This window comes from Iamia sp. SCSIO 61187, from assembly GCF_019443745.1.
Classification (GTDB): domain Bacteria; phylum Actinomycetota; class Acidimicrobiia; order Acidimicrobiales; family Iamiaceae; genus Iamia.
Genome location: NZ_CP050948.1, coordinates 4,986,064 through 4,998,514 on the forward strand (window position 1 = coordinate 4,986,064; position 12,451 = coordinate 4,998,514).

Annotated in this window: 13 protein-coding genes; 6 read left to right on the forward strand and 7 right to left on the reverse strand. The window is 74.0% G+C overall.

Translation table 11 applies throughout. From position 1 onward, the window contains the following. Positions 1-102: 102 nt before the first annotated feature. Positions 103-1,020 (forward strand): NADP-dependent oxidoreductase, encoded by a 918-nt coding sequence (locus HC251_RS24080; protein ID WP_219943158.1) that lies wholly within the window; start codon positions 103-105, stop codon positions 1,018-1,020. Between the two features lie 45 nt (positions 1,021-1,065). Here the strand turns inward: HC251_RS24080 and HC251_RS24085 are convergent, their stop codons facing one another. Genes HC251_RS24085 through HC251_RS24095 form a run of 3 tightly spaced genes read right to left on the reverse strand, consistent with a single transcriptional unit; the run spans position 1,066 to position 3,586 of the window. Beyond that, a complete protein-coding gene (locus tag HC251_RS24085) occupies positions 1,066-1,464 on the reverse strand; it encodes a VOC family protein (RefSeq protein WP_370651322.1) in 399 nt (132 codons plus the stop codon). A gap of 52 nt (positions 1,465-1,516) precedes the next feature. After that, positions 1,517-2,794, reverse strand: coding sequence for an acyl-CoA dehydrogenase family protein (locus HC251_RS24090; RefSeq protein ID WP_219943160.1), 1,278 nt, complete (start codon positions 2,792-2,794; stop codon positions 1,517-1,519). A gap of 6 nt (positions 2,795-2,800) precedes the next feature. Then, positions 2,801-3,586: an enoyl-CoA hydratase/isomerase family protein gene (locus tag HC251_RS24095; protein WP_219943161.1), complete on the reverse strand. Its 786-nt coding sequence runs from the start codon at positions 3,584-3,586 to the stop codon at positions 2,801-2,803. Positions 3,587-3,619: 33 nt separating this feature from the next. Between HC251_RS24095 and HC251_RS24100 the strand changes: the two genes are divergently transcribed. The 3 genes from HC251_RS24100 (at position 3,620) to HC251_RS24110 (ending at position 6,127) form a co-directional block, all read left to right on the forward strand. Further along, the gene (locus tag HC251_RS24100) at positions 3,620-4,216 is read left to right on the forward strand and encodes a TetR/AcrR family transcriptional regulator (protein WP_219943162.1); all 597 of its coding nucleotides are present in this window, start codon (positions 3,620-3,622) and stop codon (positions 4,214-4,216) included. After that, positions 4,213-4,980, forward strand: a complete 768-nt coding sequence (locus HC251_RS24105) for an enoyl-CoA hydratase/isomerase family protein (RefSeq protein WP_219943163.1) — start codon at positions 4,213-4,215, stop codon at positions 4,978-4,980. Before HC251_RS24100 ends, HC251_RS24105 begins: the two co-directional genes overlap by 4 nt. Before the next feature lie 268 nt (positions 4,981-5,248). Continuing rightward, positions 5,249-6,127, forward strand: coding sequence for a hypothetical protein (locus HC251_RS24110; protein WP_219943164.1), 879 nt, complete (start codon positions 5,249-5,251; stop codon positions 6,125-6,127). Between the two features lie 73 nt (positions 6,128-6,200). Here the strand turns inward: HC251_RS24110 and HC251_RS24115 are convergent, their stop codons facing one another. The 4 genes from HC251_RS24115 to HC251_RS24130 all read right to left on the reverse strand — a co-directional run bounded on the left by HC251_RS24115 (position 6,201) and on the right by HC251_RS24130 (position 11,177). After that, positions 6,201-6,755, reverse strand: coding sequence for an MOSC domain-containing protein (locus tag HC251_RS24115; protein ID WP_255566543.1), 555 nt, complete (start codon positions 6,753-6,755; stop codon positions 6,201-6,203). A 7-nt stretch (positions 6,756-6,762) separates the two neighbouring features. Beyond that, complete coding sequence (locus HC251_RS24120) at positions 6,763-7,209, reverse strand: ester cyclase (RefSeq protein WP_219943165.1); 447 nt, start codon at positions 7,207-7,209, stop codon at positions 6,763-6,765. Positions 7,210-7,249: 40 nt separating this feature from the next. Beyond that, a complete protein-coding gene (locus HC251_RS24125) occupies positions 7,250-8,704 on the reverse strand; it encodes an NADH-ubiquinone oxidoreductase-F iron-sulfur binding region domain-containing protein (RefSeq protein ID WP_219943166.1) in 1,455 nt (484 codons plus the stop codon). Positions 8,705-8,810: 106 nt separating this feature from the next. Further along, entirely contained in the window at positions 8,811-11,177 is a 2,367-nt protein-coding gene (locus tag HC251_RS24130) for a glycoside hydrolase family 65 protein (protein WP_370651323.1), read from the reverse strand. 268 nt (positions 11,178-11,445) lie between these two features. Between HC251_RS24130 and HC251_RS24135 the strand changes: the two genes are divergently transcribed. Both HC251_RS24135 and HC251_RS24140 read left to right on the forward strand, forming a co-directional pair. Beyond that, a complete protein-coding gene (locus tag HC251_RS24135) occupies positions 11,446-12,018 on the forward strand; it encodes a hypothetical protein (protein WP_219943168.1) in 573 nt (190 codons plus the stop codon). Continuing rightward, entirely contained in the window at positions 12,015-12,404 is a 390-nt protein-coding gene (locus HC251_RS24140) for a hypothetical protein (protein ID WP_219943169.1), read from the forward strand. Before HC251_RS24135 ends, HC251_RS24140 begins: the two co-directional genes overlap by 4 nt. Positions 12,405-12,451 lie beyond the last annotated feature (47 nt).

Genomic DNA, 12,451 nt, shown 5'->3' on the forward strand with positions numbered 1-12,451 from the left:
TCCTCGGAGGTGAGTTGCGCACCTTGAGGTGCCTACTTCCGAAAGGAGAGTAACAGTGCGATGGTGAGGCGACCAGCCCCCTGCTCTCCCGGAGGTCCCCCCATGAGCACCCCCACCTTCCGCACCGCCGTCGTCCGCACGCCGGGCGGACCCGACTCCATCGAGATCATCGATGTCCCCGTGGCCGAGCCCGGACCCGGTGAGGTCCGGATCGGCGTCGCCGCGGCCCCGGTCAACCCGGTGGACCTCGGGGTCGTCGACGGCTTCTTCCACGGGATCGGCCTCATCGACCAGCCCCACCACACCGGTCTGGGCTGGGACGTCGCCGGCACCGTCGAAGCCACGGGAGACGGCGTCGACCTGGCCCTCGGCACCCCGGTCGCCGGGCTCGTCACCGGGTTCGACCGCGACTTCGGCACCTACGCCGAGAAGCTCACCATCCCCGCCGCCGACCTCGTCGGCGTCCCCGACGGGCTCGACCTGGTGGCGGCGTCGGTCGTCCCCCTCAACGGCCTGGCCGCGGCCCAGATCGTCGACCTGCTCGGCGACGCCCCGGCTGGCGCCGACCGCCTGCTGGTGACCGGCGCGGCCGGCGCCGTCGGGGGGTACGTGGTGACCCTGGCGCCCGAGCGGGGCTGGCGGGTGACCGGCCTGGCCCGGCCCCAGGACGAGGAGCTCGTCCGCGGCCTCGGCGCCGACTTCACCGCCCGGGCCGAGCCCGGCTGGGACGCCGTCGCCGACGCCGCCTTCCTCGGCGAGCAGGCCATCGCCCTGGTCCGCGACGGCGGCGCCATCGTCGGCGTCCGGCCCAACGTCCCGCCCGTCGCCGAGCGGGGCATCGCGGTGTCGGTGGTGGAGACCCGACAGGACCCCGACCGTCTGGCCGACCTGCTCGCCCGCGCCGCCGCTGGCGAGCTGCCGACCCGGGTCCACGCCGTCGTCCCGCTCGACGAGGTGGCCGACGCCCACCGCGCCGTGGCCAAGGGCGGCGTCCGCGGCCGCATCGTCCTCCGCCCCTGACGGCACGGATCACCTCCGAGGCGATCCGTGCACGGCACCGGACCGCTACGCCGACGGGGTGACGAAGATGCAGAACGGGTGGCCGGCGGGGTCGGCGTAGACGTAGAGCTCCTCGTCGGGATCGTCGGAGCGGTCCCGGAGGAGGCGGGCCCCGAGGGCGAGGGCCCGGTCGTGCTGGCGGCGCAGCTCCTCGGCGGTGCGCACGCCCATGTCGAGGTGGAGCTGCTGGGGCACGGCGGCGTCGGGCCAGGTCGGCTCGGCCACCTCGTCGACCTGCTGGAACGCCAGCCGCTGGCCGCCGGGCCCGGTGAGCACCAACCAGTCGCGGCCCTGGGGGTCGGGCTCCTCGGCGGGCGGGGGCTCGTCGCCGGCGCGGTACTGGTAGCCGAGGAGCTGGCGGTAGAACTCGGCCAGGACGCGGGCGTCGGTGGTGTCGAGGACCATCGAGATGAGGGTGGGGTGGCTGTCGGTCACGGCGCCGAGCCTGCCCCGATGCTCAGCCCCGCACGCTCCCCACGCCCTTGGGCGCCTGCTGGCCCATGAACCCGAAGAGGTAGCCGGCGACGCGGCGCATCTGGATCTCCTCGGCGCCCTCGGTGATGCGGTAGCGGCGGTGGTGGCGGTAGATGTGCTCGAAGGGCTCGTGGCGGGAGTAGCCCATCCCGCCGAAGACCTGCATGGCCCGGTCGGCGGCGTCGCAGCACAGGCGGTTGGCCGTGTAGTTGCACATCGACACCTCCTTGGAGACCGAGAAGGCGCCGTCGCGGTCCATCTTCCACGCCGTCTGGCGGATGAGGGCCCGCAGCATCTCGCACTGGGTCACCAGCTCGACGAGGGGGAACTGGATGCCCTGGTTGTGGGCCAGCGGCTTGCCGAACGGGGCCCGGGTGCGGGCGTGCTCGATGGCCCGGTCGAGGCAGTACTCGGCCGCGCCGAGGGACGAGGCGGCCTGGCGGATCCGGTTCTCGTTGAAGAACATCTGGACCACGCCGAGGCCCTTGCCCTCGCCGCCGAAGATGGCGTCGTCGCCGACCCGCACGTCGGTGAGGCGGATGTGGGCGTGGTCGGTCGGCATGTTGAACGTCCACAGGTACTCGACGATCTCGAAGCCGGGGCTCTTGGTCGGGACGAGGAAGGCGGTGATGCCGTGCCCGTCGCCGGCCTCGCCCGAGGTGCGGGCGAAGATCAGGTCGTAGGGCGCCTTGTGGACGCCGGTGTTCCAGGTCTTCTCGCCGGTGATGACCCACTCGTCGCCGTCACGGCGGGCGGTGGTCTCCATGTGGGTGGCGTCGGAGCCGTGGTCGGGCTCGGTGATGCCGAAGGCGAACCCGCTGGTGCCGTCGAGCAGCTTGGGCACCCACTCGGCCTTCTGCTCCTCGGTGCCGTGGTGGAGCATCAGCAGGAGGCCGACGTTGTTGCCGACGATCGAGCTCTCGTTCTGGAGGTCGTTGTGGAGGCCGAGGCCCTTGCGGGCCAGGTGCTCGCGGATGACGGCCATGCCGAGGTTGGTGCCGTCCTTGCCGCCGTACTCGGAGGGGAAGGCGTAGCGGTAGTGGCCGGCGGCGTCGGCCACGTCGCGCATCTCGCGCAGCAGCGCCTCCCAGTCCTCGTTGGGCAGCCCGCCGCGCTCCCAGTCGGTGCGGGCGTCCTCGCGCCGGTGGTCGAAGAAGCGGATGTTGTCGTCGCGCTGCTCGATCGGCTTGATCTCGCGCTCGATGAACTCGTCGAGCTCGGCGAGGTAGTCGACGAGGTCCTGCGGCAGGTCGAAGTCCATGGTCGGTCAGCTTCCTTGGTAGGTCGGGGGGCGCTTCTCGAGGAAGGCGGCGACGCCCTCCCGGTGGTCATCGGTCTGGAAGAGGTCGGCGAGGGTGGCGCTCACCCAGCGCCCGAGGTCGTCCCAGTCGGGGTCGAGGGCGCGGCGGAGCCCGGCCTTGAGCGCCCGCACGGCCAGGGGCGGGTTGGCCGCGATCTCCTGGGCCAGGGCCATCGCCGTCGGCAGCAGCTCGTCGTGGGCGACGACGCGCCGGGCCAGGCCGATGTCGCGCGCCTCGGCGGCGTCGATCACCCGGCCGGTGAGGAGGAGCTCGGTGGCCGCCTCCCGCCCGACGAGCTGGACCAGGCGTCCGAGCCCGGCCACGTCGCTGCAGAGCCCCCGCTTCACGAACAGCTCGCCGAACCGGGCCCGCTCCGACAGCACCCGGATGTCGGCCATCACGGCCAGCTCCATGCCCCAGCCCACCGCCGCGCCGTTGACCGCCGCGATCACCGGCACGTCGGTGCGCAGGAGGGCGCCGGCGGCGGGCGTGAGGCGGGGCGCGCGGTCGCGTGGTGCCGACGCCACCGCCGTCATGACCTGCTTGACGTCGTCGCCCGAGCAGAACGCCGGGTCGGTGCCGGTGATGACGAGGCAGCGCGCCGTGGTCGTCTCCACCGCCTCCTGGAGCTCGGCGTAGGTGGTGAAGGTGAGGGCGTTGCGGGCCGCGGGGCGGTCGATGGTGAGGACCTCGACGTCGCCGTCGCGGGTGACCCGGATCTCCCGGGGGCTGGCGGTCTCGGGATCGGCCATGCACTGAACTTAGCGATCGCTTAGTTTCGGTGCATGGCGCACCGGCCGGGCAAGGCGGCGATCCTGCGGGCCGCCGTCGAGGTGATGGGCGCCGACGGCTACGAGGGCAGCTCGACCCGGGACATGGCCGCCCGGGCCGGGGTCACCGTGGCCGCGCTGTACCACCACTTCCCGTCGAAGCTCGACCTGCTGCGGGAGTTCCTCGACGAGGCCCACGAGATCACCATCGCCCGGCTCGAGCGCCGCCTCGCCGCCCTCGACGACCCGACGCCCGCGGCCCGCCTCGACGAGGCCGTGGCCACCCTGGTCGCCACCCACCTGCACGACGACTTCGCCCAGCGGGCGTCGAACGTCGCCCTGCGGGAGTACACCCGGCTGGCCCCGCCCGACCGGGCCGCCATCGACGCCAAGCGAGCCCTGCTGCTGGACCGGGTCACCGCGCTGGTGGCGCCGTTCGGCGTCGCCGAGCCGCGCGAGACGGCCCGGGCCCTCGTGACGCTGTGCAGCTCGCTGGTCGAGCCCTTCGCCGCCGGCGAGCTGGGCTCGATGGCCGACGTGATCGCCCTCTACCAGGACCTCGCCCGCCGCCTCGTCGGCGCGCCCCCCACATCCCCAGGAGCCCCACCGTGACCTTCGAGCAGATTACCGAGGAGCGGCGCGACGACGTCGTCGTGCTGACCCTCCACCGCCCCGAGCGGCTCAACGCCTGGACGCCGCGCATGACCGCCGAGCTGGTGGAGGCGATCGACGCCGCCGACGCGGACGACGCCGTCGGCGCGATCGTCGTGACCGGCGCCGGGCGGGGGTTCTGCGCCGGCGCCGACATCGAGGCGACGTTCCAGGCCCAGCTCGACGGGGACGCCTCCGCCGCCGCGCCGGCCAGCGACCGCGACTGGGTGGCGCTCGTGCGGGAGACCAAGCCGATGGTCGCCGCCGTCAACGGCGTGGCGCTCGGCGTGGGGCTGACGATGTTCCTCCCCTGCGACCGGATCGTCGCCTCGGACCGGGCCCGGTTCTCGCTGCGGTTCGTGAAGATGGGCCTGGTGCCGGAGCTGGCGTCGTCGTCGTTCCTGCCCCAGCGGGTCGGCTTCGGGGCGGCGTCGGACCTGATGCTGTCGGGGCGGATGGTCGAGGCCGACGAGGCCCTCGCCCTGGGTCTGGCCGACGAGGTCGTCCCCCACGACGACCTGCTGGAGGTGGCCGTGGCGCGGGCCCGCTCCTACGGGGCGAACCCGGCCGGCGCCCTCCGCTCGATCAAGCGGCTGCTCACCGCCAACGCCACCGAGCCCGACACCACGGTGGTCCAGCGCCGCGAGATCGCCGCCCTGAAGGAGGCCTACGCCAGCCCCGAGCACGCCGCCGCCGTCGAGGCGTTCCTGTCCTCGCGCCGCTGACGGACGCGACGGCCCAGGCACCTTGCGGCGGGTTCGGCTCTCGTCGGGACGGGACCGACGGTCACCTTGGTGCCAGGCTCCACGTGGCCCTGCCCAGCCCCGTGCGCGCGGCGATCCCCGGCCACTTGGTGCCTGGCACCACGTGACCCGCGCCAACCAGGCCCGGCGCACCATGCCTCCGGCGGTGTCGTCCGGAGAGGCACGCCATGCTGGCGGCTGGGCGGGCTGGCGGCGGCGGGCACCGCTCCCGCTGGGTCATGATCCGCCGGTGACCGACGACGACTGGGTGGGGCTCTCGCGCCGGATCGCCCGCTCCGTGCAGACGACCATCGGGTGGATCTTCTGGGACCCGGGCGCCGTCGCCCGCACCGAGGCCCTCGGCCTGCCCGGACCGCTCGGCTACATCGCCGCCCGCGGCGCACCGCTGGCACCGGCAGGGCCCGACGCCGTGATCGCCTCGTTCGGCTCGATCTCGCCGGCCGCCATCCGCTGGGCCTTCGACCTCGTCGCCGAGAAGGGCACGACGTTCGAGGACGTCTGGGCGGCGCGCGACGAGGCCGTGGGCGAGGGGCTGGCGGCCCACGCCCCGGAGATCCGGGCGCCGTTGGCCGACACCGGTCCGGCGCTGTGGGACGTCGTCGACGCCCTGCCGACGGTGGGTCGGGTGCTGATGGCCGCCCACCTCCGCATGCCCCGGCCCGAGGACCCCGTGCTGTCGGGCTGGCACGCGATCAACTGCATCCGGGAGTGGCGGGGCGACACGCACTGGGCGCTGGTGGCGGCGGCCGGGCTGTCGGGCCAGGAGGCGTCGGTGCTGCACAACGCCTGGCTCGACTACGAGGACGGATGGCTGCCGACCTCACGGGGCAGCACGCCCGACGACATCGCCGCTGCCTGGGCGTCGCTCGCAGCACGCGGCCTCGCGAACGACGGCCGGGCCACCGAGGCCGGCCTCGCCCTCCGCCAGGAGATCGAGGACGACACCGACCGGTTGACGGTGCTGCCCTGGCAGCTCCTCGGTCGGGCCGAGACGGTCGCCCTCGCCGAGGCGCTCGAGCCGCCGTGCGAGGCCCTGCTGCGCCGGGTCGACGTCACCGCCGGCCCGAACTACCAGCCCGCCTCCCGCATCCGTCCACCCCGCCCCTAGCCGGACACGGATGGTGCCAGGCACCTTCCGTGCCGCGCTCCACGGATGGTGCCAGGCACCTTCCGTGCTGCGCTCAGATGCGTTCGAGGGGGACGTGCGGGCCGGGTGGGAGGGCGACCTCGATGCGGTCGCCGGCGCGGACGGTGCCGCCGTGGACGACGACGCCCATCACCCCGGCCCGCCGGACCACGGCACCGGACGCGTCGCGGCTGCGGACGTGGTCGAGCAGGCCGGTCCGGAACCCCTCGATCTGACCGCACGGGTTGCGCAGACCGGTCAGGGCGACGAGGGCGCCGTCACCGATCCGGAGCACGGATCCGACGGGCAGGTCGTGGAGGTCGATCCCGGAGGTGGTGAGGTTCTCGCCGAGGTCACCGGGGCCGACGGCGAAGCCGGCGGCGGCGAGGGCCTCGAACATCTCGGCGCCGATCAGGTGCACCTGGCGGAGGTTGGGCTGGGTGGGGTCGGCCCGCACGCGCGAGCGGTGGCGCACGGTGCTGCCGCTGTGGGCGTCGCCCTCGACCCCGAGACCGGCGAGCAGGCGGGCGCCGGCGGTCGGCGTCTTCGAGAACCGGTGATCACCGTCGACGTTGACGCTGGCGACCGTCCCGGTGGGTGGCTGGTTCACGCTCGGCTCAGCTCGGCAGGAGGTCGGTCCGCCCGATCTGGGTGAGGAGGCTGACCAGGTCGAGGTAGACCCGCTCGTTGGTGATCCCCTCGCCGCCGGCCTCGAAGGAGAACACGGCGATGGTCGGCACCCGGAAGGCCTGGCCGGTGGGCTCGCCCCCGAGGAAGGCGCCGAGGTTGGTGCCCAGGAGGTCGAACTCGGCGATGACGGTGTCGTCGTCGGCCACGTGCATCGTGACCCCGTCGTGGCGCTGGTCGGGGAAGGCGGTCCGCTGGGCCCGGTGGTAGGCGAGCACCTCGTCCTCACCCTCGTGCACCTGGCCGGTGGGGATGATCTCGTACCGGGGCGTCCCGGCGAAGGTGGCGATGGTGCGGTCGAACTCCCGGTCGACCTCCGAGGCGAAGTGCTCCGCCAGCACCGCCAACCGCTTCGCCCTCAGCTGCTCGTCGATCATCGCCGGAGCCTCCCACGCGCCGGGCTCGGCCGCGCCCGGGTCAGGCCGGGGCGGTGCCGTAGCCGAACCGCTCGACGGGGGTCTTGCCCGAGTCGGTGGCGTCGTGGGTCCAGTCTGGCTGCTTGTCGGCCTGGGTGCGGTCGAGGACGGCACGGCCGTCGACGATGTCGATGATCGGCGCGACGAGGGTGGGCGGGGCGACGGGCAGCCGACCGTCGAGGTGGGCGGGGATGGCGTCGGGGAAGACCTCGAGCAGGCTCCGCACCACCGTCTCGTGCTGGATCCCCAGGTAGCAGCGGGCCCCGTTCGACACCGTGGAGCTCCGCCGGGTGACGACCTCGAGGTCCGACTCCTCGGCGGCGTTGCTGCCGGCGATGCGGGCCAGGCTCTCGGAGATGGCCAGGCCGTCGACCTTGCACGGGGTGCACTGGCCGCAGGACTCCACGGCGAGGAACCGCGACACACCGGCGACGACCGAGGTGAGGTCGGAGGCGTCGTCGACGACGAGGAACCCGGCCGCCCCCATCCCGCTGCCGATGGCCGACATGGCCTCGTAGGTGAGCGGCGTGTCGAACAGCTGCTGGGGGACGAGGGCGTTGGCCACACCCGACAAGGCGGCGATGAGGCGTCGGCCCTTGCGGTGCCCTCCGCCGACGACGTCGATGGCGTCGCCCAGGGTGGTCCCCATGGCCAGCTCGCGCACGCCGTGCCGGACGGTGTCGCCGCTGATGGTGCACAGGAACGTCCCGGGCGAGCCGGCGGTGCCCATCTCGCGGAACCACTGGGCACCCTGGGCGAGGATGGCGGCGGCGTGGGCCGCGGTCTCGACGTTGTTCACCAGCGTGGGGGCGGCACCGCTCCCGCCCTCCTGTGTCATGTCGGTCCCGGCCGCCTCCCCGGGCGAGAGGGACGGGGTCTCCTCGACCCCGTGGCGGAAGGGCGGGGCGATCCGGGGGAACGGCGGGCGCCCGTCGAGGACCTCGAGCAGGGCCGTCTCCTCGCCGTAGAGGTAGGCGCTGGGGCCGGCGACCACCTCGAGGGAGACGCCGTCGGCCCAGCCGGCGGCGACCACCTCGGCGACGGCCGCCTCGAGGCGTTCGCGCTCGACGGTGAAGGTCTCCTTGACGGCGATGACCACCCGGTCGGCGGCGGTGGCCTCGGCGGCGATGAGCGCCCCCTCGATCACGCCGTAGGGGCTGCGGCGCAGGAGGGTCCGGTCCTTGAACGACCCGGGCTCGCCCTCGGCCCCGTTGATGACCACGGTGGTGTGCTCGGCCGTCGAGGTGTGCTCGGCGATCGTGCGCCACTTCGTCCCCGTGGGGAAGCCGCCGCCGCCCCGGCCCCGCAGGCCGGAGGCCTCGATCTCCTCGATGGTCCCCACCGGGCCGAGGCGGCGCGCCGCCTCCAGGCCGCAGCCCCCGCCGGCGGACTCGTAGTCGGCGAGGGTGGCGATGGGCTCGAGGGGGAGGACGCGGCTCAGCTGGGTGTCGGCCATGGGGCCATGATCACACGCCCGCCTCCGGGCTCGGCGCGCCGGGCCCGGCACCCGCCGAGGGGCGGCGCTCGCCCACCCCGAGCCCGACGATCTCGCCGTGATCCGATCAGGGACCGGTCGCCGTCTGGGTGCGGGGGTCCGGGCAGCAGTCGGGGGGCTGGTCCGGGATGCCGGGCGAGAGGGGGCGGCGGGGCGCCAGGTCGACGACGGTGGGGGCGCCGGTGCCGACCTCGATGTCCTCGCCGGCGTGGCGGATCGTCAGGGTGCCGTCGGGGCCGTCGCGGACGGTGAAGGTGACCTGCTCGTGGGTCACGGTGACGGTCAGGCGGAACTCCCGCCACCGCAGCCGGAACGTGAGGCGGCCGATCGGGCCGGGGAGCACGGGGTCGATGGCGAGGACGCCCTCGTCGTCGTGGAGCCCGCCGAAGCCCTGGACAAGGGCGGTCCAGGTCCCGGCCAGCGAGGCCATGTGCAGGCCGTCCTTGGTGTTGCCGTGGAGGTTGCGGAGGTCGACCATGGCCGCCTCGTAGGCGTAGGAGTGGGCCAGGTCGAGGTGGCCGACCCGGGCGCACATGACCGCCTGGCTGCAGGCCGAGAGCGACGAGTCCCGCACCGTGCGGCGCTCGTAGTAGTCGACGTTGCGGGCCTTCTGCTCGGGGGTGAACAGGTGGCCGCGCACCTGCATGGCCAGCACCAGGTCGGCCTGCTTGATGACCTGGGCCGGGTACAGCCGGACGTAGGGCTCGTGCAGGAGCAGCGGGTAGTCCGTGTTGCCGGTGAAGTCCCACTCCCGCAGCCGGGTGAAGCCCTCGCACTGCTCGTGGACGCCGAGCTCGTCGTCGTAGGGGATGTGGACCGCGGCGGCGGCGTCGCGCCAGGCGGCCGTCTCCTCGGTGGTCACGCCGAGGCCCCGGGCGGCCTCGGGGTGGCGCTCGCAGGCGGCCGCCGCGCTCTCGAGGTTGTGGGCGGCCATGACGTTGGTGAAGAGGTTGTCGTTGACGACGGCGGTGTACTCATCGGGGCCGGTGACCCCGTCGATGTGCCAGGTTCCGTGGCGGTCGTGGTGGCCGAGCGACGCCCACAGCCGGGCCGTCTCGACCAGGACCTCCAGCCCGCACTCGCGCTCGAGGGTGTCGTCGCCGGTGACCAGCCGGTAGCGCTCGAAGGCGGCGGCGATGTCGGCGTTCACGTGGAACCCGGCGGTGCCCGCCGGCCAGTAGGCCGAGCACTCCTGGCCCCTGATCGTGCGCCACGGGAACGTGGCCCCGGCCAGGTCGAGCTGCCGGGCCCGGTCCCGGGCCAGGTCGAGGGTCGAGGCCCGCCACCGCAGGGCGTCGGCCGCGGCGTGCGGGAGGGTGTAGGTGAGGACCGGGAGCACGAACATCTCGGTGTCCCAGAAGGCGTGGCCGTCGTAGCCGGGGCCGGTGAGCCCCTTGGCGGCGATGGCCCGGCGCTGGGCCCGGGCGCTGGCCTGGACGACGTGGAACATCCCGAAGCGGACGGCCTGCTGGAGGTCGGGGTCGCCCTCGACCTCGACGTCCGCGCCGTCCCAGAAGTCGTCGAGGTAGCCCCGCTGGTCAGCGACGAGCCCGGCCCAGCCGGTGTGGCGGGCCGAGGTGAGGGCGGCGTGGACCTGGTCCCGCAGCGCCGGGCGGGACCGGACGCTCGACCATCCGTAGGCCAGGTACTTGACGAGGCGCAGGCGCTGGCCGGGCTGGAGCTCGCAGGTGACCGTGGTGCGGGCCCAGTCGGCCGCAGAATCGGTCTCCAGCGCACGACCCGACGGGAGCTCGAGCTCGTGCGCCATGCCCGCCGCCATCATCAGCCCGCTGCGCCGGGTGCGGTGGACGAGCAGGGCGGTGCCGTCGCCGTGCTCGTGGTGGAGGCCCTCGAGGACGCCGCTCAGGGGGGCGGCCGACCGGGGGTCGTCCGACTGGTCGGGGAGGTCCTCGTTGGCGACCAGCTCGGACTGCACGGTGATGCGCAGCGGGGCGTCGACGGCGGTGACGACGTACTCGATGGCGGCGACGCTGCGGTGGGTGAACGACACCAGCCGGGTGCTCTCCACCTCGACGAGGCCGCCGGCGGGCGACCGCCACCGCAGCCGGCGGGCCAGCGAACCGGCCCGGAGGTCCAGGACCCGCTCGTGGGCGAGCAGCTCGCCGTAGCGGACGTCGAGGGGCTCGTCGTCGACGTAGAGGCGGATGATCTTGCCGTTGGTGACGTCGACGATCGACTGGCCCTCCTCGGGGTACCCGTAGCCCGCCTCGGCGTAGGGCAGGGGCCGGGTCTCGAAGAAGGACCCGAGGTAGGTGCCGGGGAGACCGTGGGGCTCGCCCTCGTCGAGGTTGCCCCGCAGCCCGATGTGGCCGTTCGAGAGGGCGAAGAGCGACTCGGACTCGTCGATCAGGTCCAGGTCGAGCCGGGTCTCCCGCACCCGCCACGGCTCGACCGGGAACACGTCGGGACCGATGACGTCGGCGGGCGAGTGGTGGGTCGTCGTCTCGACCCCCTCGTCGATCCTTCGTTCGCTCACACCCTCACTGAACCACGAACCGGGAGGAGGGGTCGGCTCGGGCGGCACCGGGTGCGACGCCCGCCCGTGGGCTGATGCGTGGCGGCGGGGGCGGCGGGGTACCCCTGTCGACGTTCGGAGGCGCCGCCTCCGTCTTGGACCTCGTCCCGAGGGATCGCCTCCGTCGGAGGCCGCCACCCATCCCCCTCACCGACGAGGTCCCGCCATGGTTCCCGACGATCGCGACCTAGGGGTCGCGCCCCGGACGAAGTTCTCCTCAGCCCACGCCGCCGAGCTGGCGCTCACGACCTCGGGTCCTCGCCGGACCCCGAGCCGAGACCGCATCCTCCGGGCCGCCACCGTCCAGTGGTGCCGCGACCTCCAGTTCCCCACGGCGCGAGACGTCGCCCAGGCGACGGGCCTCAGCTCCGTCTCGAGCGTGGTGACGCCGTTCGGGCGGTGCGTCGACCTCCAAGCGGAGATCATCCGCACCGAGTGGGGCCTGGTGTCCCGGGGGTGGGCCGCGGCGCCCGACGGATCCCGGCCCCGCTGGCTCGTCGAACACGCCCGTCGACTGGCCGAGCTCGACGGCGCCTGCCTGCGGCTGCCGAGCCTGGTCTGCTCGGCGGTCGCCGCCGCCGGCGTCACCGCCCTGCCTCGACCCGACCTCCTCGTGCCGCTGCACGCCATGGCCGCCCTGGCCCGTCCCGATGCGGGCGACGACCCCCGCGCCCTCGTCATCGAGACGGTGGCCCTCGCCGGTTGGCCCGATCGCCGCCAGATGGCGGTGCCGGCATGAGGCCCGACGACGACGCCATCCACATCACGATGCCGGGTGAACCGACCCCCGGGACGGCCACCGAGCGCGACCGCAACGGATGCCTGGTCGAACGGCGGACCATCGACGGCGCCGAGGTCATCGTGCACTTCGACGACCTGCCCGAGTGCGACCGAGCCGTCGTCGACGGGATCCCGTGCACGTCGGCCGTCCGCACGATCATCGACATCGCCCCGGACCTCTGCGCGGCCGAGCTCGACCACATGATCCAGGCCGCGCTGGCGCGTGGGCTCTTCACGCCCGACGAGCTCCGAGCCCGCTGCACCGCCCCCGACCTCGCCCGCCGGCCCGGTGCCCGCATGGTCCGGCGCGCTCTCATCCGCCTCGGTCTGGGCCACTCGCGGTGACCGGACGCGCCTCGCCACCGAGCCCGCCGAGTCGGGCCGCGAGCGGT